This is a genomic window from Tropicimonas isoalkanivorans, assembly GCF_900112335.1.
Classification (GTDB): Bacteria; Pseudomonadota; Alphaproteobacteria; order Rhodobacterales; family Rhodobacteraceae; genus Tropicimonas; species Tropicimonas isoalkanivorans.
In genome coordinates this window covers 1-25,811 of sequence record NZ_FOLG01000023.1, presented here as the reverse complement: position 1 = coordinate 25,811, position 25,811 = coordinate 1, and the positions used below count along the sequence as shown (strand labels likewise).

22 protein-coding genes and 1 pseudogene are annotated in these 25,811 nt (G+C 63.4%); 16 read left to right on the top strand and 7 right to left on the bottom strand.

Features of this window, described 5'->3' with window-relative positions:
- Window positions 1-92: 92 nt before the first annotated feature.
- The 3 genes from BM075_RS22435 to BM075_RS22425 all read right to left on the bottom strand — a co-directional run bounded on the left by BM075_RS22435 (window position 93) and on the right by BM075_RS22425 (window position 4,226).
- On the bottom strand, window positions 93-1,313 hold the full coding sequence (locus BM075_RS22435) for a glycosyltransferase family protein (RefSeq protein ID WP_093362885.1): 1,221 nt from the start codon (window positions 1,311-1,313) through the stop codon (window positions 93-95).
- Between the two features lie 15 nt (window positions 1,314-1,328).
- Window positions 1,329-2,153 (bottom strand): HAD-IIB family hydrolase, encoded by an 825-nt coding sequence (locus BM075_RS22430; protein ID WP_342741269.1) that lies wholly within the window; start codon window positions 2,151-2,153, stop codon window positions 1,329-1,331.
- Window positions 2,154-2,282: 129 nt separating this feature from the next.
- On the bottom strand, window positions 2,283-4,226 hold the full coding sequence (locus tag BM075_RS22425; protein WP_093362884.1) for a bifunctional 2',3'-cyclic-nucleotide 2'-phosphodiesterase/3'-nucleotidase: 1,944 nt from the start codon (window positions 4,224-4,226) through the stop codon (window positions 2,283-2,285).
- 210 nt (window positions 4,227-4,436) lie between these two features.
- On the opposite strand from BM075_RS22425, the gene nudC reads away from it, so the two are divergent.
- Window positions 4,437-5,405 (top strand): NAD(+) diphosphatase, encoded by a 969-nt coding sequence (gene nudC, locus BM075_RS22420; protein WP_093362883.1) that lies wholly within the window; start codon window positions 4,437-4,439, stop codon window positions 5,403-5,405.
- A gap of 55 nt (window positions 5,406-5,460) precedes the next feature.
- Window positions 5,461-5,922: an SRPBCC family protein gene (locus BM075_RS22415; RefSeq protein WP_093362882.1), complete on the top strand. Its 462-nt coding sequence runs from the start codon at window positions 5,461-5,463 to the stop codon at window positions 5,920-5,922.
- A gap of 35 nt (window positions 5,923-5,957) precedes the next feature.
- Here BM075_RS22415 and BM075_RS22410 read toward each other — a convergent pair whose 3' ends face one another.
- Window positions 5,958-6,797: a prephenate dehydratase gene (locus BM075_RS22410; protein ID WP_093362881.1), complete on the bottom strand. Its 840-nt coding sequence runs from the start codon at window positions 6,795-6,797 to the stop codon at window positions 5,958-5,960.
- Between the two features lie 85 nt (window positions 6,798-6,882).
- On the opposite strand from BM075_RS22410, the gene BM075_RS22405 reads away from it, so the two are divergent.
- The 5 genes from BM075_RS22405 to BM075_RS22385 all read left to right on the top strand — a co-directional run bounded on the left by BM075_RS22405 (window position 6,883) and on the right by BM075_RS22385 (window position 13,509).
- Window positions 6,883-7,443, top strand: a complete 561-nt coding sequence (locus BM075_RS22405) for a c-type cytochrome (RefSeq protein ID WP_342741268.1) — start codon at window positions 6,883-6,885, stop codon at window positions 7,441-7,443.
- A 202-nt stretch (window positions 7,444-7,645) separates the two neighbouring features.
- Window positions 7,646-9,508 carry an extracellular solute-binding protein gene (locus tag BM075_RS22400; RefSeq protein ID WP_245758951.1) on the top strand — a complete coding sequence of 621 codons (1,863 nt, stop codon included), beginning with the start codon at window positions 7,646-7,648 and terminating at the stop codon, window positions 9,506-9,508.
- A gap of 1 nt (window position 9,509) precedes the next feature.
- Window positions 9,510-10,592 carry a microcin C ABC transporter permease YejB gene (locus tag BM075_RS22395; protein WP_093362879.1) on the top strand — a complete coding sequence of 361 codons (1,083 nt, stop codon included), beginning with the start codon at window positions 9,510-9,512 and terminating at the stop codon, window positions 10,590-10,592.
- Between the two features lies 1 nt (window position 10,593).
- Entirely contained in the window at window positions 10,594-11,754 is a 1,161-nt protein-coding gene (locus BM075_RS22390) for an ABC transporter permease (protein ID WP_093362878.1), read from the top strand.
- Window positions 11,755-11,892: 138 nt separating this feature from the next.
- Window positions 11,893-13,509, top strand: coding sequence for an ABC transporter ATP-binding protein (locus BM075_RS22385; RefSeq protein ID WP_093362877.1), 1,617 nt, complete (start codon window positions 11,893-11,895; stop codon window positions 13,507-13,509).
- A gap of 13 nt (window positions 13,510-13,522) precedes the next feature.
- Here the strand turns inward: BM075_RS22385 and hemN are convergent, their stop codons facing one another.
- A complete protein-coding gene (gene hemN, locus BM075_RS22380) occupies window positions 13,523-14,878 on the bottom strand; it encodes an oxygen-independent coproporphyrinogen III oxidase (RefSeq protein WP_093362876.1) in 1,356 nt (451 codons plus the stop codon).
- 64 nt (window positions 14,879-14,942) lie between these two features.
- Between hemN and fnrL the strand changes: the two genes are divergently transcribed.
- Window positions 14,943-15,689 carry a transcriptional regulator FnrL gene (gene fnrL / locus BM075_RS22375; protein WP_093362875.1) on the top strand — a complete coding sequence of 249 codons (747 nt, stop codon included), beginning with the start codon at window positions 14,943-14,945 and terminating at the stop codon, window positions 15,687-15,689.
- A gap of 124 nt (window positions 15,690-15,813) precedes the next feature.
- Here fnrL and BM075_RS22370 read toward each other — a convergent pair whose 3' ends face one another.
- Window positions 15,814-16,650, bottom strand: coding sequence for a universal stress protein (locus tag BM075_RS22370; protein WP_093362874.1), 837 nt, complete (start codon window positions 16,648-16,650; stop codon window positions 15,814-15,816).
- Window positions 16,651-16,850: 200 nt separating this feature from the next.
- Here BM075_RS22370 and ccoN point away from each other — a divergent pair, with 200 nt between their 5' ends.
- The 8 genes from ccoN to ccoS all read left to right on the top strand — a co-directional run bounded on the left by ccoN (window position 16,851) and on the right by ccoS (window position 25,345).
- Window positions 16,851-18,458, top strand: a complete 1,608-nt coding sequence (gene ccoN / locus BM075_RS22365) for a cytochrome-c oxidase, cbb3-type subunit I (RefSeq protein ID WP_093362873.1) — start codon at window positions 16,851-16,853, stop codon at window positions 18,456-18,458.
- A gap of 13 nt (window positions 18,459-18,471) precedes the next feature.
- Window positions 18,472-19,299, top strand: a complete 828-nt coding sequence (gene ccoO / locus BM075_RS22360) for a cytochrome-c oxidase, cbb3-type subunit II (RefSeq protein WP_093362872.1) — start codon at window positions 18,472-18,474, stop codon at window positions 19,297-19,299.
- A 13-nt stretch (window positions 19,300-19,312) separates the two neighbouring features.
- A complete protein-coding gene (locus BM075_RS22355; RefSeq protein WP_093362871.1) occupies window positions 19,313-19,531 on the top strand; it encodes a cbb3-type cytochrome c oxidase subunit 3 in 219 nt (72 codons plus the stop codon).
- Window positions 19,528-20,424, top strand: a complete 897-nt coding sequence (gene ccoP / locus BM075_RS22350) for a cytochrome-c oxidase, cbb3-type subunit III (protein WP_093362870.1) — start codon at window positions 19,528-19,530, stop codon at window positions 20,422-20,424. The genes BM075_RS22355 and ccoP overlap by 4 nt, the downstream gene beginning before the upstream one ends.
- 511 nt (window positions 20,425-20,935) lie before the next feature.
- The gene (locus BM075_RS22345) at window positions 20,936-22,501 is read left to right on the top strand and encodes an RdxA/RdxB/FixG family protein (protein ID WP_093362869.1); all 1,566 of its coding nucleotides are present in this window, start codon (window positions 20,936-20,938) and stop codon (window positions 22,499-22,501) included.
- Between the two features lie 2 nt (window positions 22,502-22,503).
- Entirely contained in the window at window positions 22,504-22,950 is a 447-nt protein-coding gene (locus BM075_RS22340; RefSeq protein WP_093362868.1) for a FixH family protein, read from the top strand.
- Between the two features lie 6 nt (window positions 22,951-22,956).
- On the top strand, window positions 22,957-25,161 hold the full coding sequence (locus BM075_RS22335; protein ID WP_177208454.1) for a heavy metal translocating P-type ATPase: 2,205 nt from the start codon (window positions 22,957-22,959) through the stop codon (window positions 25,159-25,161).
- A gap of 4 nt (window positions 25,162-25,165) precedes the next feature.
- Window positions 25,166-25,345: a cbb3-type cytochrome oxidase assembly protein CcoS gene (gene ccoS / locus BM075_RS22330; protein ID WP_093362866.1), complete on the top strand. Its 180-nt coding sequence runs from the start codon at window positions 25,166-25,168 to the stop codon at window positions 25,343-25,345.
- Between the two features lie 186 nt (window positions 25,346-25,531).
- Here the strand turns inward: ccoS and BM075_RS22325 are convergent.
- Window positions 25,532-25,811: pseudogene (locus BM075_RS22325) on the bottom strand (IS5/IS1182 family transposase); the annotation flags it as partial.

The window sequence follows — 25,811 nt, the reverse complement described above, 5'->3', positions numbered from 1 at the left end:
ACAAGTCGTTCTCCTCGCCATTCAAACGATGACGAACACCGGCAACCCGTACGGGCCGCCGGTTCGATATGCGAAAACGAACCGCAGGGGGGTCAGGAGTACTCTTCTGCGTCCTTGTTCACCGCCCACAGCATATCCCGCAACAGATCGGGATCTGCCGCATGCACCCGATTCCACGTAGGAATGAAGGGCGTTTCGGCCGGGTTTTCGAGAAAGACCTGGCCCGCCTGCACGATGTTCCGCGCGAACATCTCTATGGATTGCTCCTCACGGTGACGGTCGAGCGAGAGGCCGTTCATCTTCGCGTCTGTGTAGTAGCAATCCAGCAGGTCCAGCGCGGAGCGGTAGTAGGTGGCTTTCAGCGAGCGGAAGATCTCCTCGGAGAACACCGTGCCGTCCGCCGCAAGCTTGCGGAAGATCGCCTTGCAGATGTCCACGGACATCCGGGACAGGCCGGATGTGGCGTCCTCCTCGCTGAGCGGCTGGTGTTTGTGGTCATAGGCGTCCGATATCTCCACCTGGCAGACCGACTTGGGCGCCAGGTTCCGCCAGGCTTCGGACAGCACGCCGATTTCCAGCCCCCAGTCGGAGGGAATCCGCAAATCGGCGAGGATGGGCGAGCGCATGGCGAATTCGCCGGAGAGCGGATAGCGGAAAGACCGCAGGTAGTCGATGTAGTCCCGATCCCCGATGACGCGTTTGAGAGCGATCAGAAGCGGCGAGACGAGCAAGCGGGACACCCGGCCGTTGAGTTTTTTGCCGTCCGTTCGGGGGTAGAAGCCCTTTGCGACCATGTAGGGGAAGTTGGGGTTGGCGACCGGATAGACCAGCCGCGCCAGCATGTCCCGCGAGTAGGTGATGATGTCGCAATCGTGGATGGCGACCACGGAACTGTCGGCGCAGGCGAGCAGGTAGCCCAGGCACGTCCAGACGTTCTTGCCCTTGCCCGCCTCGATCGGCCCCAGGCCCAGTTCCTCGAGGCGCTTGTGGATGCTCTGCATGCGTGGGCTGTCGTTCCACAGCACGTCATGCTTCTGCGGCAGGACGGAGAAGAACTGCCGGGCGTGGCGGAACTGGCTCTCGTCGGCTTGGTCGAGCCCGATCACGATGCGGTTCAGGAAGGGGACTTCGGACAGTTCCGCGAGAATCGCGGGCAACGCCTCCCCCTCCAGCTCCGAATAGAGCGAGGGCAGGATCAGGGAGACCTTTCGTTTGGTGGCATAGTTGGCGATCTCGGAGGAGATGTCCTCGGTGCTTCTGGACCGCAGGTTGTGAAGCGTGGCGATATTGCCATTCTGGTGAAAATCCGCCATGGGGCGTCTCCTGTCCTAGGTGTCCAGCGTGTCAAGCAACTCGAGCACCGCTGTGTTCCAGCCCTCCGGTCCGGGGGCCGTGGTTCGTTGAATGCGCCCAGCCTTTTCGCCGGAAAGCGGGGGCAGGGGGGCGCCGTGAGGGTTGGCGACGATCACCCCATGGTCGGCTGTCTCGATCATTTCCCGGTCGTTTGGCGCATCCCCGAGGGCCAGCCGTGGCGGGTTTCCATAGCGCGCAGCGATGTCGTCCATCCGATCTGCCTTGCTGCCGCCGAAGGAGAGCGTCAGGAAGCGCCCGCCGCGCCGCCCCACAACACCGACCCGTTCCAACGCGTGTAGAAATTCATAGAGGTCTTCTGGCCCTCCGTGCCACAGCCCCGGCTCGGAAAACTGCCGCTTCGCGGCAAGCGCCGCTTCGTCGGGCGGCAAGCGCGTCACTCGTGCCACGCCAGTCACACCGAGATCGGAAAAGCCTACGAAATAAGCCCGCAGATAGGGCGAGACCTGTTCGAGCGCGTCCAGCAGGCGGGCATATTCCCCGTCATCCGTGTCAGGATCGGCCTCGAGCAAACCGGCGCCGTTCTCGACGATTGCGGGATAGTCGCTGCATCCGACGGCGCGTCGCAATGCGTCTAGTTCCGCCGCCGTTTTGGACGAGGCGAGGATCAGCGGAATGCCCGCCGCGGCGAGGCGGTCAAGCGCCGGTCGCGCAAGGTCGAACGAATAGGACTCATGATCCAGCAAAGTGCCGTCAAGGTCGGTGAACACGATCAGCGGGGGGTGCCCCATGCGGCGCTCCTCGGTCGCGCGGGGCATGGCCTCGCGCAGTTTCCACTCCAACGGGCGCATCCTAAAAGGTATTCCCGAAAGCTGCGAGGCCGATAGGCGCGGCATTTGTTGCCCCTGCGCACATCGGGGGAGCGGTAGATCAGCCATTGCACGCGCAATGCCAGAGAACGGCGGACGGTTTCAAAGGGTCATCCGGTAAAGAGCGAAACCGTCCTCGTCGAGTCCGATCTCCTCTATCGCCACATCCGCAATATCCCTGGCGTGTTTGGCAGCCCGTGGGCCGGTTCGGAAGGTTACGGTCGTCCCGGGCATCGGTCGGAACCCCCATGTGTCTTTTGGCGCCAGAGCGATGGCGCCTTTTTCGGCGATGTATCGGACGATGGCGTCGCGGTTGGTGTCCGGCGCGTCCAACACGATTGTGCCGTCGAATGCTCCGTGAAAGGCGCCCCCGCCGGCCGCGCGAAAACTGTTGGTGGCGACGATAAAGTGCATCGCATCGGTCACCGGACGGCCAAGGTATTCGAGATCGACAATGCGGCGCGAGGCGGGGTTCAGCACCTCGCCCTGAACTCCGAAACGCGAGGGCCGGGAGAGGTCGATCCGATACCGCACCCCGTCGATCACATCGAAATTGTAGGAAGCGAAGGCGGGATCGTGCATCGGCGCATCGTGGCTGCCGGGCGTTATGCGGTTGAAGAGACCGGCCGACCGCTCCAGCCAGTCGCGAAGCTGCGCGCCGGTCACTTTCACCGCCCGTATCATGTTGGGATAGAGGTAGAGATCCGCGACATGCTTGATCGCCAGGTCCCCGGAAGGCACGTCCGTATAATGCTCGGGCCCGGCCCGGCCTCCGGCCTTGAACGGCGCCGCAGCGGAAAGCAGCGGCAGGCCCTCGTATTCCGTTCCGGCAAGCATCTGCGCCACGTACCACCTCTGTGCATCCAAGACGAGTTGAACCGACGGGTCGCCGGTCACGAGCGCGAAATACGAGTGGAGGGGCGTCGCCGTCTTTCCCACCGCCCGGCGCACGTAGACGAGCGTTTCCTCGTGCTGCTGCCGGACGGCGTCCAGCACGTCGCCATGATCGCCCACGAGCGGGATGACAGAGCGGTTTCTATCCCGCTTTGAGATCGGTCGCGCCTCCGACTGCGCGGTCACAACCCGCCAGGTTCCGCCGTCGCGCTCCAGCAACAGGTCGACAAGACCCATGTGCGAGCCCCAGAATCCGCCCATGACTGCGGGCTTGCCGTGGATCGTACCCGCCTCGGCGTCCACGGCCGGGTGGTCTGCGAACGTGGGGGAGGGGAAAACCAGGTGGGAATGCCCCGTCATCAGCGCGTCGATCCCGGTGACCTCGGCCAGCGGCACCGAGGCGTTCTCCATCATCTCGGTGCGCGTTGCCTCGGCGATTCCGGAATGCGAGAGCGCGACGATGAGGTCGCACCCCTCCTCCAGCATCTGCGGAACCCAGGCTTCCGCCGCCTCCACGATGTCGCGGGCTTCAAGTTTGCCCTCCAGATGCCGGCGGTTCCAGGTCATCACCTGTGGCGGCACGAAGCCGATAAGGCCGATGCGGATCGAATGCTCGGTGCCGTCCCCCATGGCTACGGTCCGGTTCAGGATTGCATACGGGGCGACATAGGTCTGATCGCGCGTGGGTTTCGTGGCGGACTTTCGGGTGACATTCGCGCAGACAATGGGGAACGCGGCGCCGCTGAGTGATTTTCCGAGGAAATCGAGGCCGTAGTCGAATTCGTGATTGCCGAGGGTCGCCGCGTCGAACCCTACCGCGTTCATCGCCGCGATGACCGGGTGCACGTCGCCCTCCCGCATCCCCCGTTCATAGGCAATGTAGTCCCCCATGGGGTTGCCCTGAAGGAAGTCGCCGTTGTCGACCAGGATCGAGTTCGCGGCTTCCGCCCGGAATGCCTCGATGATCGTCGCCGTCCGCGCGAGGCCCACGGTGTCGACCGGGCGGTCGGAGTAATAGTCGTAGGGGTAGACGTGCATGTGGAGATCGGTCGTCTCCATAATCCGAAGGTGGGCCTGATGAGGGCAGGCGCGCGCTGTAAAGGGGTGCAGCTTGATCAACAGGGCAACTTTGGGACTGGCCGCGGGGCACATTCGGCGGCTTGGGGGAGGGGGCGTGCGAGGGTCGTGATCGCGGGTACAGTTCGACGGTGGCCGGCTCTCTCCGCGTAGGCGCCCGCTTTTCTCCCATCGGTAAGTCCGCTTCAAGGCGAATCTGGGTGCGATCTGCGAACGTTGCGGCGGGTTTGCCTTGGTCCGACCGACATGCCATGTGTCGCCAGGATCAAAGCAGGGGCAGTACGAATGCGGTTGGCGGAAACGGTTACCTTCGGCGGGGGCGGGCTGGACAGGTCGGCGGCGCTTCGTGCCGACGCGGCAGAACTCGAACGTATGCTGCACGACCCGACCACTCGGCTTTTGCCGATATGGCGGTCCAAGCCGATGGTGCGTGGCGATGGGGTGCTGTCGCTTGCGTCCGTCCCCCGCGGGTCCAACCTGCTCGCCTCCCGTAAGGAAGCGCCGATTTTTCTCGGCCGCAGCGAGGAGTCGGCCTGGTTTGCGCTCGATGTGTCCGGATGGGAGCCGGACGGGCAGGACGTTTCAACCGTGGGCGCTTTCGCGGACCATTCGGAGCAGACCCACCCGGAGTTCCCGGAGGACCACCGCTTCGCCGATCTGAAGATGGTGATGACGCGTCTGGCGCCGAGGGATGCCGAACTTGCGGCGACCGCACGCGGGCTGTTGGCGTGGCACGGGGCTCACCGCTTCTGTGCCCGGTGTGGCGCCGAGTCCTTGCCGGCGCAGGCCGGGTGGCAGCGAAATTGCCCTGCCTGCGGCGCCTTTCACTTCCCGCGCACCGATCCGGTGGTCATCATGCTGGTCACCTGCGGTAATTCGGTTTTGCTGGGTCGGAGCCCGGGTTGGCCGGACGGCATGTATTCCTTGCTGGCCGGCTTCATCGAACCCGGCGAAACCGTCGAGGCGGCGGTGCGCCGCGAGGTGTTCGAGGAAACGGGCGTCGCGGTGGGGGACGTGACCTACCTCGCGTCGCAACCCTGGCCCTTTCCGGCGTCGCTCATGATCGGATGCAAGGCCTCCGCGCTGTCCGCAGAAATCAGGCTGGACCCTGAAGAGATCGAAGACGCGCGGTGGATCAGCCGGGAAGAGGTGCTTGCGATCTTCGCGGGACGGCACCCGGAGATCCGCGGCGCTCGCGAGGGGGCGATCGCCCATTTCCTGCTGTCGCATTGGCTGGCAGACCGGTTGGATTGACGGCCACGGTCGGAACGGCAATGAACATACCGACACAGCAATCTCAGGAGACACCATGAAGCTCGCGGCCGGAACCAAGATCAATGCCCCCGTCGACGCGGTCTGGGCGGAAGTCGCAGAGGAACAGTTCTGGGCGGAATTGCTGACGGCCCTCGGGCTGGAGTTGAAACGGGTTGAGGGCTCCGCACCCGGCATGAGCGAGGGCGCGTCCTGGGAAGCGCAGTCAAAGCACAAGCTGATGTCGGGCAAGGTCGGCCTTGCGGTCGAAAAGGTCGAGCGACCGCATCGCATCGTTTTGAAAACTGTGGCGACTGGCATCGACGGGACGGTTCGGGTGATCGTCAAGGAGGTTGAGAGCGGGACGTCCCGGCTGCGGGTCGTGACGGAGCTTTCGTCGAGAGGGGCCATGGGCAAAATGACCATGAGCGCGCTGAAGCTGGCGAGCGGCCGGATCGAGAAGCGGTACCACGCTGCGGTTCTTAACGCGGCGCGCAAGGTGACACGCGCACTCGGCTGACGAGTGCGGTCGACCGGGGCGCCTGAGTTCCCCGGTCAGTTCCGCCGCGGATCGGCGGGGTAGACACCCAGGATATCGAGCCTGTCGGTGAAGTAATCCAGTTCCTCCATCGCGAGCTGGACGCCTCGGTCGTCCGGGTGGCCCTCGATGTCGGCGTAGAACTGCGTCGCGGAGAAGGAGCCGTCGACCATGTAGCTTTCGAGCTTCGTCATGTTGACGCCGTTGGTGGCAAACCCGCCGAGCGCCTTGTAGAGCGCTGCCGGGATGTTCCTCACGCGGAAGACGAAGGTCGTCATCATACCGTCCTCGCCGCGCCGCTCGAGGTTCGGTTCCCGCGACATGATGAGGAAGCGGGTCGTGTTGTGTTCCTGGTCCTCGATATGGCGGGCAAGAATGTTGAGACCGTAGGCCTCCGCCGCGAGGTCCGAAGCGAGTGCCCCGACGTTTCTCAGGCCTTTTCTCGCAATGTCGGCGGCGGCGCCCGCACTGTCCGCGGCGGCCTCGCCCCGGATGCCGAAGGTCTCGAGGAAGCCACGACATTGCGGCAACAGCACCAAATGCGCGCGGACCAGTTCGATTTCGTCGATGTGGACGCCGGGCAGAGCCATCAGGCTGATGTGCACCCGCACGAATGCCTCGTCCACGATGTGCAGCCCGCTCTCCGGCAGCAGCCGGTGAATGTCCGCCACCCGACCGTAGGTGGTGTTCTCCACCGGCAGCATGGCCAGCTCCGCCCGGCCGGACTGCACCGCCTCAATGGTCTCCTCAAAGGTGTGGCAGGGCAGGGGCTCATAGTCCGGCCGGGCGTCGTAGCAGGCCTGGTGGGAGTATGCGCCGAGTTCACCCTGGAAGGCGATGCGTGGTCGATCTGTCATGGGGTATTCGCGGTCATATTCAAAACAATGCGACGAAATGGCGGGGTGGCGAGCAAACTACACCTTGCGCGACGGGGTGGGAAACATGATAGATGCGCGAAAGGTTCTTAAGGCGGGATGCGACATGTTCGACACGATGACTCTCACAAAGATCGTCGGCGCCCTGTGCGGCTCTCTTCTGGTTTTTCTGCTCGGCGTCTGGGCCGCTGAATCGCTGTTTCACGTCGGTGGCGGCGGACACGGCGACGAGACGGCGCAGGCCTATATCATCTCGACGGGCGGCGAGGAAGCGAGCGCGGAGCCGGCGGAAGAGGTCGATTTCGGCGAGCTGCTGGCAAACGCGGACGCAGGGAGCGGCGAGAAGCTCTTCAAGAAGTGCCAAGCGTGCCACGTGCTCGACCCCGGCGTGAACAAGACCGGACCAACCCTGCACAACGTCGTTGGCCGGGAGGTGGATTCGGTTCCGGACTTTGCCTACTCAGGCGCTCTGGAAGCGGTTGCGGACGTCTGGACACCTGAAAACCTCAACGGGTTCCTGGAAAATCCGAAGGGCTACGCCCCGGGTACCAAGATGTCCTTCGCGGGCTTCAAGAAGGCCGAAGATCGCGCGGATATCATCGCCTATCTCCAAAGCACCGGAAGCTGAACTTCGCGCCCTTGTGTGCGTGTTCAAAGTGCGGGCCGCCGCCCTGGGGAGGGGTGGCGGCCCGAATCTTTTGGGTTCACGGGCTGTCACGCAATCGCAACTTGAACATCGGCGCGCCGCATAGATAGGTAGTTCGACAAGGAAGTCGGACGGAAACAGCCTTCAGAGGGACTTGCCTATGCGAATTCGGAATGCCGGAACGATGGCGCGCGCTATTCTCGCCGGAGCGGCGCTGGCCACGGCCTGTGCGGCCACGGCGCAGGATAGCGAAGAAATCATCACGTCCCACGGCTATTCCTATTTCGGCGAGCTCGACTATCCGCCGGACTACCAGAATTTCGATTTCGTAAATCCGGACGCACCCAAGGGCGGGGAATTGGTGCTGGGCGCATCGGGAACCTTCGACAGTCTTAATCCCTATTCCCGCAAGGGTCGCGCCGGTGCGCTGACCACGTTGCAGTACGATCAGCTCATCGAGTCCACCGAGGACAGCGTGGGGCAGTATTACGGCATCCTCGCCGAAAGCCTCGAATACGCCGCGGACAAGTCCTGGGTTATCTTCCACCTGCGGCCGGAGGCGACCTTCTGGGACGGCACACCGGTCAAGGCGGAGGATGTGGTCTACTCCCACACGCTCTTCATCACGCAGGGCCTGCCCTCATATGCGCAGGCCGTCGATCGCATGGTCGACAGCGCCGAGGCGCTGGACGAGCACACTGTGAAATTCACTTTCAATCCCGAGGAATCCAAGCGCTCGCGCATTGAGACCGTGGGCTCCACGCCGGTCTTTTCGAAGGCCTGGTTCGAAGCCGATTCCTCGCGTCGCCTTGATGAGCCGCGGCTAGAGGTGGCCGTCGGCTCCGGTCCGTACAAGCTGGAAAGCTACGACGTGAACCGCCGGATCGTTTACAAACGGCGGGAGGACTACTGGGGCGCGGACATCCCCTTCAACCGCGGCCGGAACAACTACGACACAATCCGCGTGGAGTATTTCTCGGACCAGACGGCGTTGTTCGAGGCCTTCAAGGCCGGTGAATACACTTTCCGCGTGGAGACGGACCCGAAGCTGTGGGCCACCTCCTACGACTTCCCGAAGGTGAAGAAGGGCGTGGTCAAGCTGGAGGAAATCGCCGACGGCAGCCCGCCGAACCCGACCGGCTTTGTCTTCAACCTTGCCAAGCCGCAGTTTCAGGACAAGCGCGTGCGGCAAGCCATAGCGCTCGCCTTCAACTTCGAGTGGAGCAACCAGGCGCTTCGGTACGGGCTCTATGCGCCGCGATCGTCGTTCGTTCAGGGGACCCATGTCGAGGCACAAGGTGTACCGGAAGGCGAAGAGTTGGCGTTTCTGGAGTCACTCGGCGATGTGGTGCCCGACGACCTGTTGGCGGACCCCGTGCCCGTCGCGCACGAATCCGATGCCGATCGGGTTGGGGACCGCCGCAATCTGCGGTCGGCTTCCCGGTTGCTGGAGGAGGCCGGCTGGACCACCGGTTCCGACGGTGTGCGCCGTAACGCCGACGGGCAAGAGTTGCGGGTCAACATGCTGATTCCGACGAATATCGAGAGTTCGGTGGAGGCAATGCACGAAATCTTCGTGAAGAACCTCAAACAGATCGGCGTTCAGGCAAGCTACGAAAAGGTCGATCCGTCCCAATACACCCTGCGCCAGCGGGATCGCGACTACGACATGCTGTATTCCACACGCTACGGCGCCTTCCTGTCCACCGGCGGGGGACTTAGCCAGATGTACGGCTCTCGCGAGGCAGAGTTCAGCCTGTTCAACCCGGCGGGTCTCGCCAGCCCCCTCGTGGACGCCATCATCGAGGCGTCCTTCGAGGCGCAGTCGCAGGAGGAAACGGACGTGGCGCTCATGGCGCTCGACAGGGCGCTGCGCTACGAGTTCTTCATCGTGCCGGATGGCTACATTCCGGACTATTGGGTGGCCTACTACGACATGTACGAGCACCCCGAGACCTTGCCTCCGTACGATCTGGGATACCTGAGCTACTGGTGGGTGAACCCGGAAAAGGCGGCGGCGTTGAAAGAGGCGGGCGCGCTGAACTGATATGGGCGCCTATCTTCTCCGCAGGCTTCTGCTGATCGTTCCGACGCTGTTCGGGATCATGCTAATCAACTTCGTCCTGACGCAGTTCGTCCCCGGCGGACCAATCGAGCAGGTCATTGCCCAGATCGAGGGGCAGGGCGACGTGTTCGAGGGCTTCTCGGGCAACGGCGGCAGCGGGGCGGAACTGGAAACCGTCAACGAGGACTACATTGGTGCCCGCGGGTTGCCGCCGGAATTCATCGAACAGCTCGAAAAGGAGTTCGGCTTCGACAAACCGCCGGTGGAACGCTTCCTGACCATGCTGGGAAACTATCTGCGCTTCGACTTCGGGGAGAGCTACTTTCGCTCCATTTCGGTGGTCGATCTGGTGCTGGAGAAGATGCCGGTCTCGATCTCGCTGGGGCTGTGGTCCACGCTGATCGCCTATATCGTCTCGATCCCGCTCGGCATCCGCAAGGCCGTGAAGGACGGATCGTCCTTCGATACCTGGACGTCCGGCTTCATCATCGTGGCCTACGCGATCCCTGGCTTCCTGTTCGCCATTCTGCTGTTGGTGTTGTTCGCTGGCGGCTCCTACTGGCAGATCTTTCCGCTTCGGGGGCTCACCTCAGACAACTGGCATGAGTTGAGTCTGCTGGGGAAGATTGGCGACTATTTCTGGCACATCACTTTGCCGGTCGTCGCCTCCACCATCTCCAGCTTCGCCACGCTGACGCTGCTGACCAAGAATTCGTTCCTAGACGAGATCAAGAAGCAGTATGTCATCACCGCCAAGGCCAAGGGCCTGAGCGAATCCCGCGTGCTCTATGGCCACGTGTTCCGCAACGCCATGCTCATCGTGATCGCGGGCTTTCCGGCCGCCTTCCTCAGCGTGTTTTTCGGCGCGTCGATCATCATCGAGACGATCTTCTCGCTCGACGGACTGGGCCGGCTGGGCTTCGAGGCGGCGGTCGCGCGGGACTATCCAGTGGTCTTCGGCACGCTTTACGTCTTCGGGCTGATCGGGCTTCTGATCGGGATCATTTCGGATCTCACCTACGTCCTCGTCGACCCACGGATCGACTTCGAAAGCCGGAAGGTGTGACATGACCGATCAGGCTGTCGAGACACCCGCCCGACCCAGGAAAGGCATACTGCGGCTGTCACCGTTGAACCAGCGCCGATGGCGCAACTTCAAACGGAACCGCCGCGCCTACTGGTCGCTCATCATCTTCTCGGTGCTTTTCGTGCTGTCGCTCTTTGCAGAGTTTCTTGCGAACGACCGGCCGATCGTCATCAATTACCGCGGGGATTACTTTTTTCCGGTGCACAACTTTTATCCCGAGACGGACTTCGGCGGGGACTTCCCGACGGAGGCGGTCTACAGGGACGTGGAGGTGCAATGCCTGATCGTCTCCGGCGGCCTGCTGGACTGTTTCGACGACCCCGAGGGCGTCATCGAGCAGGTGGATGGCGGGGCAACCGAGATCAATGGCGAAGAGGTGGTAGCTGGGTGGATGGTCTGGCCGATCATCCCATACAGCTACAACACGCCGAACAACTTGAACGGCCCCGCACCGTCGCCTCCGGATTCAGACCACTGGCTCGGCACGGACGACGCGACGCGGGATGTGCTGGCACGGGTGATCTACGGCTTTCGGCTTTCGATCTTGTTCACGCTGATCGTGACGGTCTCGGCCTCGATCATCGGCATCGTTGCAGGCGCCGTGCAAGGCTTCTTTGGCGGCTGGATCGATCTTGTCTTCCAGCGGTTCATCGAGATCTGGGTGTCGACGCCGTCGCTCTACATCATCATCATCATGTTCGCGATTCTGGGCCGAAGTTTCTGGCTGTTGGCGTTCCTCACCATCCTCTTCGGCTGGCCCGCACTCGTGGGCGTCGTCCGGGCGGAGTTCCTCAGGGCGCGAAACCTGGAATACGTCCGCGCTGCGAAGGCGCTTGGCGTCTCCAACTGGACGATCATGTTCCGCCACATGCTGCCCAACGCCATGGTGGCGACGCTGACCATGCTGCCCTTTATCGTCACCGCCACCATCGGGACACTCGCCTCGCTGGACTTTCTCGGATTTGGCTTGCCGTCCTCGGCGCCCTCCCTGGGTGAGCTCACGCTGCAGGCCAAACAGAACCTGCAGGCTCCGTGGCTTGCATTCACGGCGTTCTTCGTCTTCGCGGCGATGTTGTCGCTGCTGGTTTTCATCTTCGAAGGGGTCCGGGATGCGTTTGACCCGCGGAAGACGTTCCAATGATTGGCCCTTGCGACACCCATAGGCCGGGGGGCCGTCTGCCCCACGCGCACCCCGGACACGGTCCGGGCCGCTCCCCCCGAGGATATTTCAAGACACAAGAAGTCCGGGGCGTCGCTCACGCGCCTGGGGGGAGGGATCATGGCTGAGCCGAGTCTTCTGGAGGTGCGCGATCTGCGCGTGACCTTCCGGCAGGACGGCCGGGATATCCCGGCGGTCAAGGGCGTGTCTTTCCGCGTGGGCAAGGGCGAGACTGTGGCGCTCGTGGGCGAGTCCGGCTCTGGCAAGTCGGTGACTGCGCTTTCGACGGTCAGTCTGTTGGGAGACAATGCCACCATTGCGGGGTCGATCACCTATAACGGCCGGCAGATGGTTGGGGCGCCAGAAAAGGCGTTGAGGGATGTGCGCGGCAACGACATCAGCTTCATCTTCCAGGAGCCGATGACTTCCCTCAACCCCCTGCACACGCTGGAGAAACAGCTGACCGAGTCCATCGCGCTGCATCAGAGCGTCGTGGGTGAGGAGGCGCGCAGGCGGGTTCTAGAACTCTTGCACAAGGTCGGGATTCGGGACCCGGAAACCCGGCTGGGCGCCTATCCCCACCAGCTCTCAGGCGGTCAACGGCAACGCGTCATGATTGCAATGGCGCTGGCAAACGGGCCTGAGTTGCTGATCGCCGACGAGCCGACCACAGCGCTTGACGTGACGATCCAGGCGCAGATCCTGGCGCTGCTGGCGGAGCTGAAGGCCGCCGAGGGCATGAGCCTTCTGTTCATCACCCACGACCTGGGGATCGTGCGCCGGATCGCCGACAAGGTATGCGTAATGAAGGACGGCGAGATCGTCGAGACCGGGCAGACGGCGGAAATCTTTGCCAACCCGAAGCACGACTACACGCGCAAGTTGCTGGCTGCCGAACCGAAGGGGATCATGGCTCCGATCGAAGGCGATCCGGAGGAGATCGTGGCCACGGAAGATCTGCGCATCTGGTTTCCGATCCAGCGTGGCTTCCTGCGGCGCACGGTCGGGTACGTGAAAGCGGTCAACGAGGCGACTTTGTCTGTCCGGGCGGGGGAGACGCTGGGGATCGTCGGGGAGAGTGGATCTGGCAAGACGACCCTCGCGCTCGCTATCATGCGGCTCATTGCGAGCGAGGGACCCGTCGTCTTCATGGGCGAGAACGTGCAGGGGCGGCCGCAACGGCAACTCCGTGACCTGCGCCAGCATATGCAGATCGTCTTTCAAGACCCGTATGGCAGCCTGAGCCCGCGAATGACCGTGGAGCAGATCATTGCGGAGGGCCTGGGCGTGCACCGGGTGGACCGGGCCCGGTCGAAGCGGGAATTGGTGCACGACATCATGGTGGAGGTCGGCCTCGACCCGGCCACCATGCACCGCTACCCGCACGAGTTTTCAGGGGGTCAGCGTCAAAGAATCGCGATCGCGCGGGCGATGATCCTGCGTCCGCGTCTGGTGGTGCTCGACGAGCCGACCTCGGCGCTCGACATGACTGTGCAGGTGCAGATCGTGGACCTGTTGAGGCGGTTGCAGGCGGACCATGGCCTTGCCTACCTGTTTATCAGTCACGACCTGCGGGTGGTGCGCGCGTTGAGCCATAAGGTCATCGTGATGCGTAATGGCGATATCCTCGAGAGCGGCCTCGCGCAGGAGATTTTTCAGGAGCCAAAGACGGAGTACACGCGCGACCTGATCGCGGCGGCATTCAACCTCGACGACCAGATCGAGCGCTCGGCCTAACCGGCGTGGCCGGTCAGATCGCGTGGCTGTGGCCGGCCTTGTCCATTTCGTAGGCGTCGAAGGCGCGCGCAATAATCCTCGCCAAGGGACGGCCTTCTTCCGGGATTGCCAGTCCGGTTTTGGTGAGGGACACGAAGTCGCCGAACGTCTCCTTCGCCTTGCCGAACATATCGTCCAGCAGGGCCGTGTTGCCGCCCCAGTCCTTAAGGATCTCTTCGCGGTCGATGCGGAAGTTGCACATCAACGTCTCGATCATCCGGGCCCGCATCAGATCCTGCCCGGCGAAGGCATGTCCCCGGCCGGTCGCGAACCGTCCCTCGCGGATGGCCTTCGTATAGTCGCCCGTTCCGGACATGTTCTGCGCGTAGCCTTGCGGGAAACGCGAGATCGCCGAAGCGCCGAGCCCGATGAGGGCCGGGGCCGGATCAACCGTGTAACCCTGGAAGTTACGTCGCAGCGTGCCGTCGCGGGCCGCCTGTGCCATTGAATCGCCGCTCCGCGCGAAGTGGTCGATGCCGATCTCGTCGTAGCCGTCCCAGACGAAAAGCCGCCGGGCCGTCTCGAACAGGTCGAGCCGTTCTTCTGGCGTCGGCAGGGCGTCCGAGGGGATCATCGTCTGCCGGCGTGCCATCCAGGGAACATGCGCGTAGCCATAGAGGGCGACGCGGTCCGGCGAGAGAGACAAGAGCTTCTGGACGCTCTCGGTGATCTTCGCACGGTTCTGGTGGGGCAAGCCGTAGAGGATATCGGCGTTCAGGCTCGTGACGCCACGCGCGCGGATGGCGTTCACGGCGGCTTCGGTCACTTCGAAGCTCTGCTCGCGTCCGATGATCTTCTGGATTTCGGGGTCGAAGTCCTGCACGCCGATGGAGGCGCGGGTCATTCCGGCGGCGGCCAGCGCTTCAAGTCGCGCATCATCTATCTCGTTGGGGTCGATTTCGACCGAGAACTCGCCACCCTCGGCCATCGGGACCGCCCGGAACACCGATTCGGCAAGATCGGTCATCATCTCTGCCGAGAGAAGAGTCGGGGTTCCGCCGCCCCAATGCAGCGCGGACAGTTTGACGCCCTCTGGAAGGGCCTCCGCCAGCATAGAGATTTCTGCTTTGAGCGTCTCTAGGTATCCCGCAACCGGCGAAAGGCTCGACGTGCCTTGGGTCCGGCAGGCGCAGAACCAGCAGAGCCTTCTACAAAAAGGAATATGTATATATAGAGACACCCTTGAGTCGCGGGGCAGGGATCTGACCCAGGCGGCGAAATGGCCGGGACGCACATCATTCTTGAAGTGCGGGGCGGTCGGATAGCTGGTATAGCGAGGGACCCGGGCGTCAAAGAGCCCAAGTTTCGCAAGTTGCGGTATGGTGTTCATGCGCCTACGTTTACGAAGGAGGCGCCGGGAGGACCTTGATTGAGATCAAGATTGGTGCGCGCGGATGGAGATGCAGGAAATCGAACTGACCCACGTGGATTGTGCGGATTGCCCCATCCGGCACCGGGCCGTTTGTGCACGCTGCGAGGCCCCCGAGTTGGACCAACTCGAGGAAATGAAATATTACAGGTCGTTCGAGGCCGGGCAAACCATCGCATGGACGGGCGACAAGCTGGATTTCGTTGCCACAATGGTTAGCGGCATTGCCACCCTGAGCCAGACGCTGGAGGACGGTCGGACCCAGATGGTCGGGCTGCTTCTCCCCTCGGATTTCATGGGGCGGCCCGGGCGCGAGGTGGCGAGCTATGATGTGACCGCCACCACCGAGGTGGTGATGTGCTGCTTCCGCCGCCGTCCGTTCGAAGAATTGATGCGATCAACACCCCACATCGCGCAGCGCCTGCTGGAAATGACGCTGGACGAACTGGACGCGGCGCGCGAGTGGATGCTCCTGCTTGGCCGCAAGACCGCGCGGGAGAAGATCGCGAGCCTGTTGGCCATCATTGCCCGCCGTGACGCCTCGCTGACACGCGGTGTTCCCTCTGGCCGGATGGAGTTCGACCTGCCGCTGACGCGGGAGGCGATGGCCGATTACCTTGGGCTGACGCTGGAAACGGTCAGCCGTCAGGTTTCCGCGCTCAAGCGGGAGGGCGTCATCCAACTGGCTGGAAAACGTCACGTTTCGGTGCCGGACTTCGATCGCCTTATGCTGGAAACCGGGGACGATACGGACGGCGGCATGCCTGTCTGACGCATGCGACACGTCGAAACCGCCGCGTGGGCTTGGGCTACACGAAGGGTCTCTGCCGATAAATCATGGGGAAACGGGGCGATTCCGTGGGGAAACCGCCCGTAGGCCGAAATTGGTTTCGACCTCAATGGCTCATGAAAACCGGGATCTTGGCCGCCTCCAACGTGTCCCGCGTGGCCCCGCCCATAATTGCCTCGCGGAAGCGCGAGTGGCCGTAGGCCCCCATCACCAGAAGATCGGCCTGCTGGTCCTCGCAATGTCGCGCGAGCACGTCCGCCGTTCGCGGCATGGTTGCGGCGACAACCGAGATTTCCGCGCGAACACCGTGACGCGCCAGCATTTGCGACAGCATCCCGCCCGGGTCCGAGCGGTCCGGGCTGTGGCGCGGCGGGTCGATGATGACGATGTTGCTCAAGTGAGCCTGTTGCAAAAGGGGCAGGGCGGCACGTACCGCATCCAGCGCCTCCGCGCTCTGGTTCCAGGCGATGACGATTTTCGCGAATTGTGGCGGCAGTTTCCCTTGCGGCAGAACGAGCACCGGCACGTTTCCGGCGAAAAGCGCGGCTTCCAGCACGGCTTCGTCGGCAATTCCCCTGCTCTCGCCATAGGGTTTGGGCAGAACTACCAGATCGGCAAACCGCGCCCGGTTGCCGACGAGGTTCTGGATCGTTCCGATCTGCGCGAGCGCGGCATCGCTCGCCCACCGGCAGGCGGCGCCTTCCATGGCGGCGCCGACGGCAATGTCGATCTGCTCCGCCTCCTCACGCGCCCGATCCAGCGTGGCCTGTTCGATCAGCGCATTCGTGCCTGCATAGTAGTAGCCGGGCGTCGAGTGGTCGATCCCCAGCGAGAGGATGTCGAGATGTGCGTCCTGGTTGTTCGCCATCTCCGCAGCGCCCTCCAACGCCGAGGCGGCGATGTCGCTGCTCGTGACGACGGTAAGAATAGATTTGTAAGCCATTTGGCCCGCCTCCGGGGTATTCTAATCTGCGGCGACTCTAGGCTCCGCAAATGCGGGCCACCATGACCTGCCTCAAATGTCTCCTGCGACGACATTGACCTAGATCAAAGCGGCCTGTCCCTCATATCCTCCAAAGCGAATGAGAAACCGCAGAAGGGGAGGAAATTGGTCCCCCCCTTATACAAACCAAGGGACACACTATGTGGGATTACGCCAAGATCGTGGCGTTGGGGCTGGTGGCGCTTTGTGCGGCCATAGCGGCCAACTACGCACGCGATGCAGCCTATCTCGTCCACGCGATCATCATAATGCTCGCGGCGGGCGTGGCATTTATTTGGAGCGTGCGTCGGATTGACGAGGAGAAGCCAGCGCCGGAAGTGGCCGTGGGCTATTTCGACGGCGTCGTGCGCTACGGCGTAATCGCCACCGCGTTCTGGGGCGTGGTCGGTTTTCTGGCCGGCACGTTCATCGCTTTCCAACTCGCTTTCCCGGACCTGAACTTCGAGTGGGCGCAGGGATACATGAACTTCGGGCGGCTCCGGCCGTTGCACACGTCGGCGGTGATCTTCGCCTTCGGCGGCAACGCCCTGCTCGCAACCTCGTTCTACGTGGTCCAACGGACTTCCGCCGCGCGGCTCTGGGGCGGCAACCTGGCCTGGGTGGTGTTCTGGGGCTACCAGTTGTTCATCGTTCTGGCGGCGACCGGCTACCTTCTGGGTGCAACGCAGTCCAAGGAATACGCGGAACCTGAATGGTATGTGGACCTCTGGCTGACGATCATCTGGGTGTGCTACCTGATGGTGTTCCTGGGAACGATCTTCAAACGCCAGGAAAAGCACATCTACGTCGCGAACTGGTTCTACCTCAGCTTCATCGTCACCGTTGCGATGCTGCACATCGTGAACAACCTTTCGCTGCCGGTTTCGATCTTCGGCGCCAAGTCCGTGCAGGTGTTCTCCGGCGTTCAGGATGCCATGACGCAGTGGTGGTATGGCCACAACGCTGTGGGCTTCTTCCTGACGGCCGGCTTCCTCGGCATGATGTATTACTTCGTCCCGAAGCAGGCCGAGCGTCCGGTGTTTTCCTACAAGCTTTCGATCATCCACTTCTGGGCATTGATCTTCCTGTACATCTGGGCCGGCCCGCACCACCTGCACTACACCGCGCTGCCCGATTGGGCCTCGACGCTGGGCATGGTGTTCTCGATCATGCTGTGGATGCCCTCCTGGGGTGGCATGATCAACGGCCTGATGACGCTTTCCGGCGCCTGGGACAAGCTCCGTACCGACCCGATCATCCGCATGATGGTGGTCTCGGTCGGCTTCTACGGCATGTCCACCTTCGAGGGGCCGATGATGTCGATCAAGGCGGTCAACTCGCTCAGCCACTACACGGACTGGACGATCGGCCACGTGCACTCCGGCGCCCTTGGCTGGAACGGCATGATCACGTTCGGTGCGCTCTACTTCCTGACCCCGCGCCTTTGGAAGCGGGAACGGCTTTACTCCTACAGCGCCGTCTCCTGGCACTTCTGGCTCGCCACCATCGGCATCGTACTCTACGCAGCCTCGATGTGGGTGACCGGGATCATGGAAGGCCTGATGTGGCGTGAAGTGGACGCCAACGGCTTCCTCGTGAACTCCTTCGCCGACACCGTCGCCGCGAAGTTCCCGATGTACGTCGTCAGGGGGCTGGGCGGTGTGCTCTACCTGACCGGCGCCATCATCATGTGTGTCAATCTCTGGCTCACCGTGACCCGGGGAGCGCCTAAAGAAGCGTCCGCCCCCGTCGCGGCGCCGGCCGAATGAGGAGGGTCGGAGAATGACCACCGAAAACGACAAGATCACCGATCCCGACAAGGATCCGAACGTCAGCCAGCTCAAGGACTTCCCGGAGGAAATCCCCAACGAACTGCCGCATCACACCAAGCTGATCGACAAGCACAGGATCATCGAGACCAACGCGACACTGCTCTTCGTCCTCAGCTTCCTGGTCGTGACGATCGGGGGTATCGTGGAGATCGCGCCGCTGTTCTACCTTGAGAACACCATCGAGGATGTGGAGGGTGTGCGCCCCTACTCCCCGTTGGAGCTCGAGGGGCGCAATATCTACATCCGCGAAGGCTGCTACGTCTGCCACAGCCAGATGATCCGGCCGATGCGGGACGAGGTTGAGCGCTACGGTCACTACTCGCTGGCTGCGGAGTCGAAGTACGACCACCCGTTCCAATGGGGCTCGAAGCGGACGGGGCCAGACCTCGCCCGCGTCGGCGGGCGCTATTCGGATGACTGGCACGTCGATCACCTGACGAACCCGCAGTCCGTCGTACCGGAGTCAGTGATGCCGAAATACGGCTTCCTGCTCGACCGTCCCCTGGACGGACGGTACATCGAGGACGTGATGCGTACCAACCGCACCGTTGGCGTGCCCTACAGCGACGAGATGCTGGAAAACGCGCTGGTGGACTTCGGAGCCCAGGCCGATCCGGACAGCGACTACGACGCGCTGCTTGAACGGTACCCGGGGGCGCAGGTGCGCAACTTCGACGGCCAGCCGGGGGTTTCGGAGATGGACGCGCTGATCGCCTATCTGCAGATGCTGGGTACGCTCGTCGACTTCTCGACCTTCGAACCTGTCGCAAGCCGGTAAGGGGCAGGGGAGCGTGGACACATACTCCGTCCTTCGCGCCTTCGCGGACAGCTGGGTCCTGCTGTTCCTCGTGCTCGTGTTCCTTGGGGTGATCGTCTGGGTCTTTCGGCCCGGCGGCTCCAGGGAGCATCGCGACAGTGCAAACATCATCTTCCGCCACGAGGATGCGCCGTCAGACGAAAGTCCGCGGGCGCCTCGGGCGGAGCCTGACCCCAAGGAGGATCGGGAATGAGCAAAAAACCTGTGAAGAAAGAAAAGAATGAGGTCGAAACGACCGGCCACAGCTGGGACGGGATCGAGGAATACAACAATCCTCTTCCCCGTTGGTGGCTGTGGACCTTTTACGCAACGGTCGTTTGGGCGCTGATCTACACGATCCTTTACCCGGCTTGGCCGCTTGTGAACCACGCCACCGCCGGGTTGCTCGGTCATTCGACGCGCGCGAACGTGGCGGCGGAAATGGCGCGGTTCGAGGATGCGAACGCCGATATCAAGCAACAGCTGGTCGATACCGAATTGGCGGATATTCCGAACAATCCGGAGCTGATGAGCTATGCCCAGAATGCCGGCGCTGCCGTCTTCCGCACTTGGTGCGCTCAGTGTCACGGCGCGGGCGCTCAGGGGCAACAGTCCGGCGGGTACCCGAGCCTGCTCGACGACAGCTGGCTCTGGGGCGGCACGATCGACGAGATCCACACGACGATCTCCTACGGCATCCGCTACAACGACGAATCGCGCTTCGGCGACATGCTGGCTTTCGGCCGCGACGAGTTGCTCTCGCCTGAGGAAATCGACCAGGTCATCGCTTACGTGCAGCAGATCTCGGCGCAGGATCATGATCAGGAGCTTGCCAGTGCCGGCGAGACCATTTTCCTCGACAACTGCGCCTCCTGCCACGGGGACGACGGGACCGGCGACATCGCTGTCGGAGCTCCGAACCTGACCGATGCGATCTGGCTCTATGGTGGGGATCCGGAGACACTTCACGAGACCCTCCAGAACGGGCGTGGCGGCGTGATGCCGCCGCGTGGCGGGGCGCCCGCCGATGTGCTGGACGAAGCCATGGTGCGTGCCGTAGCAACCTATGTGCACAGCCTCGGTGGGGGTGTCGCCGAGGAGCAGTAACGCGCTCATCTGGATGCAAGGCGGCTCGCCCCGTCCCCGGAAACCGGGGGCGGGGCGATGCTTTTCTTGCGTGTGGAGCATGGCGGGTATGCGAGCTAAAAGCCACATCTGAGAAATCTATTTGATCTGGATCAAGGCCGGCCCATGCCCACCGCCCTACAAAAAGGACAACGGTTCGGGAGGCACTTTCGCCGAGACTGGCGACGCACCGTCCTGAACCCCAATGACATAGCGTTTCCAGAGGGTGTCCTCCCCTGGAAGATACGCCCCGGCTCTCCGTCCTGTTCGCGCGTTTCCTAGGAGAGCCGGGGCGCCTTTATTTGGTATATCCTCAAATCACATTCAATTGAATGCACGCGACACGCGGGCGCAGTTCCTGTCAGTGGCTCATTTGGTATGTGTCTCCGCAAGGACTGGGCCCCGGGCCCTAATTGATGCATATCAAAGACGCCTTTTCTTGCGCGCCCCTAGAACGGGCGACATCGCGAACCTTCAGCCACCGGAGATCTCCGTGAGCGACACTGGCAGCCAGACCGAGCAACTTTATTCCGCGCGCGAACCCGTGTTTCCCCGAAAGGTCTACGGCCGATTCCGGAATCTGAAGTGGGGAATCATGATCGTGACCCTGGGCATCTACTATCTGACGCCCTGGATCCGGTGGGACCGCGGTCCCAACTTGCCCGATCAAGCGGTGCTGGTCGATCTGGCAAACCGCCGTTTCTTCTTCTTCTGGATCGAGATCTGGCCGCACGAGTTCTACTTCGTCGCGGGGCTGCTCATCATGGCTGGCCTGGGGCTCTTCCTGTTCACGTCGGCCCTCGGGCGGGTCTGGTGTGGGTACACGTGCCCGCAGACGGTCTGGACGGATCTGTTCATCCTTGTCGAACGCTGGATCGAAGGCGACCGCAACGCCCGCTTGCGGCTGCACCGGCAAAAGAAAATGGATGGCCGGAAGCTGCGCCTTCGGGCCACGAAGTACCTTGTCTGGACGCTGATCGCCATCGCCACGGGCGGCGCCTGGGTGTTCTATTTCACCGACGCGCCAACACTGCTGCGCGATCTTTTCACGTTCGACGCGCATCCGGCGGCCTACACCTCCATCGGCGTTCTGACCTTCACCACGTTGGTCTTTGGGGGGTTCATGCGTGAGCAGGTGTGCATCTACATGTGCCCCTGGCCGCGCATTCAGGCCGCAATGATGGACCCGGACACGATCACCGTCGCGTATCGTGAATGGCGGGGCGAACCGCGTGGCAAGGGGAACGTGCGCCGCAGGTCGATGGCGCAGGCTGCGCAGGCGGAGGCGACGTCGCGTCCGGCCGGCCCGGGCGAGGTGAAATACGAGGCTACCCCCTATCCCACCAAGGAGCTGCAGGTCGGCGGCGACATACCTGCGGGCGCGCCGGCGGGGCCGGGGGACTGCATCGACTGCATGGCCTGCGTGAACGTCTGCCCCATGGGCATCGACATTCGCGACGGCCAGCAGCTCGAATGTATCACGTGCGCGCTTTGCATCGATGCCTGCGACGACATCATGGACAAGATCGGCAAGCCACGCGGGCTGATCGGCTACCTCGCCCTGAGTGACGAGGTGCGCGAACGCGAGGGCGAGGCGCCGAAATCTGTCTGGCGCCACGTTTTCCGCGTGCGCACGCTGCTCTACACCTTCCTGTGGTCCGCCGTTGGTATCGGCTTGGTGGTGGCGCTTTTCATCCGGCCGGACATTTCCGCCACCGTCCACCCGGTTCGCCAGCCGACCTTTGTGACACTGTCCGACGGCACCATCCGCAACACCTACGACTTCGGGCTGCGAAACAAGCACGGCGAGGATCGGCGTTTCCGCGTCTCCATCAAGAGCGCGCATCCGGACCTGCGGATTGCCGTCGAGGGGACACCCTACGAAAGCTTCATGGTTCCCGCAGACACGACCGGCAAGGAGCGGATTTATGTGCTGGCCCCAGCCGGTTCGGAGGCGGCGACAGCCAACCGTTCCGACATCCGGTTCTGGATCGAGGATTTGTCCAGCGGCGAACGCGTGTATAAGGACTCCACATTCGTCGGAACGGGAGCGAACTGAGCATGGCATTGACGGGCCGGAAGGTCTTCCTCATCACGGCCGGCGCCTTCACCGTGGTCATCGGCGTGAACATCACGCTGGCGGTGATGGCGGTTGGCACGTTTCCCGGGCTGGAAGTGAAGAACAGCTACGTCGCAAGCCAGCATTTCGATGCCGACCGTGCCGCGCAGGAGGCGCTTGGCTGGAATGTTGCGGCCGATGTCGAGGACGGGTTGCTGACCATCGCCTTCACGAGCAAACGCGGCTACCCGGTGGAGGTGGAAAGCCTCGATGCCACCGTGGGGCGGGCAACCCACGTGAAGGACGACTTTACGCCTGACTTCGCCTACAGCGATGGCACGTTCACCGCGCCGGTGGATCTTGCCCCGGGCAACTGGGACATTCGCATGGTTGCCACGGCACCGGACGGCACGCCATTCAAGAAGCGGCTCGAACTGCACCTGAACTGACCGGGCATGACAGACAGCACCTACACCGCGCCTCCCACACCGTCGGCCTGCCCGGCGTGTGACGCAGCCCCGATGGCGCGGAGGCTGGCCGCAAGCGGCGCGAGGGAGGACGCGGGGCAGGGGCGCCTAATGCTGTCTCTGCCCGGGGTGCACTGCGGGCTTTGTATCACCACGGTGGAACGGGCGCTCGAAGGGCACCCGGGGGTGCGGTCCGCGCGTGTCAACCTCACGCTCCGGAGGGCCACGGTCGAGGCGGACCCGGGCGTGACGGCCGACGCCTTGATGGAGACGGTTCGGGGGGTCGGCTACGAGGCGCACGAGCTCGAAAGCTCCGCGCTCAGCACCACCGCGACGGACCGGCAGGGCAGGGAGCTTCTGATGCGGCTGGCGGTGGCAGGTTTCGCCGCGATGAACGTGATGCTGCTGTCCGTCGCCGTGTGGTCCGGGGCCGCCGATGCCACGCGCGACCTCTTTCACTGGATCTCGGCGGCCATCGCCATTCCGGCCATCGGTTTTTCCGGGCAGCCATTCTTTCGCAGCGCCCGGTCCGCCCTCCGCCACGGCCGGCTCAACATGGACGTGCCGATCACGTTGGCGATCCTGCTGGCGCTCGGGACCTCGCTTTACGAGACCGCGCATTCCGGCGAGCATGCCTATTTCGACGCTGCCATATCGCTCACGTTCTTCCTTCTGGCGGGCCGCTACCTCGATCATCGCACACGCGCCATCGCCCGGTCAGCGGCGGAGGAACTGGCCGCGCTGGAGGTGCCGCGTGCAGAGCGGCTCGTCGACGGCGTGTCGGAGACGGTCAATGTGGCGGAGCTTGCCGCAGGTGATCTGATCCGGGTGCGGCCAGGCGGGCGGATGCCTGTGGACGGCGTCATCACCGAGGGCACCAGCGAGATAGACCGCTCCCTCCTCACGGGGGAGACCGTCCCCGTTTTCGCCGAACCCGGGCGCGAGGTGAGCGCGGGCGAGGTGAACCTGACCGGCCCGCTGACCGTGCGCGTCACGGCTGCCGGGCGCGACAGTTCCCTGCACCGCATGGCCGATCTGGTGGCCATGGCCGAAAGCACCAAGAACCGCTACACCTCGCTGGCCGACCGCGCCGCGGGGCTCTATGCACCCGGCGTGCACATTCTGTCTCTCGTGGCTGGTGTGGGCTGGTATCTCTATACCGGCGACGCGCGGCTCGCGATCAACATCGCGGCGGCGGTCCTCATCATCACCTGCCCCTGCGCGCTCGGGCTGGCGGTTCCGGCCGTGACGACCGCTGCGTCTGGACGCCTCTTCCGCAACGGAATGCTGATCAAGGACGGCACGGCGCTCGAACGTCTGGCGGAGGTCGACACCGTGGTCTTCGACAAGACCGGGACGCTGACGCTTGGAACGCCGGTTCTGGAGGACGCGGACGCGGTTCCGGAAGACACGTTGCGCCTTGCGGCCGGGTTGGCGGGCGGCACGTCCCACCCGTTGGCGCGGGCGATCTGCGAGGCGGCACAGGAGCGTGGCTTTGTGGCGCGGGAGGTCGAGGATGTTATCGAAGTGCCGGGGTATGGCGCCGAAGGCCGCTGGCGGGGGCGTCGCGTTCGGATCGGCCGCGCGGCATGGGTGGGAGCGCAGCCCACGGCACGAACGGCGACGTGGCTCGCGGTCGAGGGGGAGGCACCGGTTTGCTTCACGTTCAGCGACCGGTTGCGGCCCGGCGCCGAGGCCGCGGTACAAGGGCTGAAGGACGCGGGCCTTTCCGTCGCGCTCATTTCCGGAGACGCCGGGCCTGCGGTGCGCGACTTCGCCGAACGTTTGGGCATCGAGGACGTGACGGCTGAGGCCCTCCCGGCGGACAAGGCTGCGCGCGTCATCGCCCTGCGCGAAGCCGGGCGGCGCGTCCTGATGGTTGGCGACGGGCTTAACGACACGGCGGCGCTGGCTGCGGCCCATGCGTCCATCTCGCCTGCCTCCGCGCTCGATGCGGCCCGTGTCGCCTCCGACATTGTTCTGCTGGGAGAGGATATTTCCTCGCTCGCGTCCGCCGTGATCACTGCGCGCTCGGCGGTCGTTCGGATCAGGGAAAACTTCACGATCGCGACAGTCTATAACGTGATCGCGGTGCCCATCGCGATTGCCGGTCTCGCCACGCCGCTCGCTGCGGCCCTTGCCATGTCGGCGTCGTCGATCACCGTGTCGCTCAATTCCCTCCGGCTTCGGTAGGCCGATGGAAGTCCTCGCCTTTCTGATCCCCATCTCGCTCTTTCTCGGCGGGGTCGGTCTCGCTGCGTTTTTCTGGGCCGTTCGAACGGACCAGTATGACGACCCCGAAGGCGACAGTCGGCGAATCTTGTCGGATGAATACGACGACACGCCGAAGGAGTCTCGAAAGACGCGGGATAGGTGACAGGCCGCGCGTTAAGTATCCTATTCGATGTTTGGTCAGAGCGCGCAACGGGCGCGTTCAATATTTGCGCGCTTCATGCCGAGCATCGAGGCCGAGGTTCCCTCATCAGAGAATGAAAGCGGCGGCCCAGAAGGCGTTGTTGTAGAAAGGCGGCCCGAGGCGTGAGTGCCCCTTTCCCGTTCAGGCTCAGGCCACGCGGACGACCTCGGCAGTGCCGATCGCGTTGAAGCGATTGATAAGGGCGACCCGGATGTGAATTTCGGCGGTTTGGCGATCGGGATCCCGCGCGGCGATGCGCTCACCGAAGGCCTTCAGGCATCGCATCTTGGCCTCCACGCGGCTGCGGGCGTGGTATCCGGTCCATCGCTTCCAGAATGCCCGACCGTAGTGAGGCGTGGCGCGCAGGGTTTCGTTGCGCGCCTTGGCAGCCGGGCAGTCCTCTTTCCAAGCCCGACCGTTCCTTCGG

Coding starts and splice junctions, on each gene's coding strand:
- BM075_RS22435 (WP_093362885.1), bottom strand. CDS start 1,313: ATGGCGGATTTTCACCAGAATGGCAATATCGCCACGCTTCACAACCTG.
- BM075_RS22425 (WP_093362884.1), bottom strand. CDS start 4,226: ATGTGCCCCGCGGCCAGTCCCAAAGTTGCCCTGTTGATCAAGCTGCAC.
- nudC (WP_093362883.1), top strand. CDS start 4,437: ATGCGGTTGGCGGAAACGGTTACCTTCGGCGGGGGCGGGCTGGACAGG.
- BM075_RS22415 (WP_093362882.1), top strand. CDS start 5,461: ATGAAGCTCGCGGCCGGAACCAAGATCAATGCCCCCGTCGACGCGGTC.
- BM075_RS22410 (WP_093362881.1), bottom strand. CDS start 6,797: ATGACAGATCGACCACGCATCGCCTTCCAGGGTGAACTCGGCGCATAC.
- BM075_RS22405 (WP_342741268.1), top strand. CDS start 6,883: ATGATAGATGCGCGAAAGGTTCTTAAGGCGGGATGCGACATGTTCGAC.
- BM075_RS22400 (WP_245758951.1), top strand. CDS start 7,646: ATGGCGCGCGCTATTCTCGCCGGAGCGGCGCTGGCCACGGCCTGTGCG.
- BM075_RS22395 (WP_093362879.1), top strand. CDS start 9,510: ATGGGCGCCTATCTTCTCCGCAGGCTTCTGCTGATCGTTCCGACGCTG.
- BM075_RS22390 (WP_093362878.1), top strand. CDS start 10,594: ATGACCGATCAGGCTGTCGAGACACCCGCCCGACCCAGGAAAGGCATA.
- BM075_RS22385 (WP_093362877.1), top strand. CDS start 11,893: ATGGCTGAGCCGAGTCTTCTGGAGGTGCGCGATCTGCGCGTGACCTTC.
- hemN (WP_093362876.1), bottom strand. CDS start 14,878: ATGAACACCATACCGCAACTTGCGAAACTTGGGCTCTTTGACGCCCGG.
- fnrL (WP_093362875.1), top strand. CDS start 14,943: ATGGAGATGCAGGAAATCGAACTGACCCACGTGGATTGTGCGGATTGC.
- BM075_RS22370 (WP_093362874.1), bottom strand. CDS start 16,650: ATGGCTTACAAATCTATTCTTACCGTCGTCACGAGCAGCGACATCGCC.
- ccoN (WP_093362873.1), top strand. CDS start 16,851: ATGTGGGATTACGCCAAGATCGTGGCGTTGGGGCTGGTGGCGCTTTGT.
- ccoO (WP_093362872.1), top strand. CDS start 18,472: ATGACCACCGAAAACGACAAGATCACCGATCCCGACAAGGATCCGAAC.
- ccoP (WP_093362870.1), top strand. CDS start 19,528: ATGAGCAAAAAACCTGTGAAGAAAGAAAAGAATGAGGTCGAAACGACC.
- BM075_RS22340 (WP_093362868.1), top strand. CDS start 22,504: ATGGCATTGACGGGCCGGAAGGTCTTCCTCATCACGGCCGGCGCCTTC.
- BM075_RS22335 (WP_177208454.1), top strand. CDS start 22,957: ATGACAGACAGCACCTACACCGCGCCTCCCACACCGTCGGCCTGCCCG.
- ccoS (WP_093362866.1), top strand. CDS start 25,166: ATGGAAGTCCTCGCCTTTCTGATCCCCATCTCGCTCTTTCTCGGCGGG.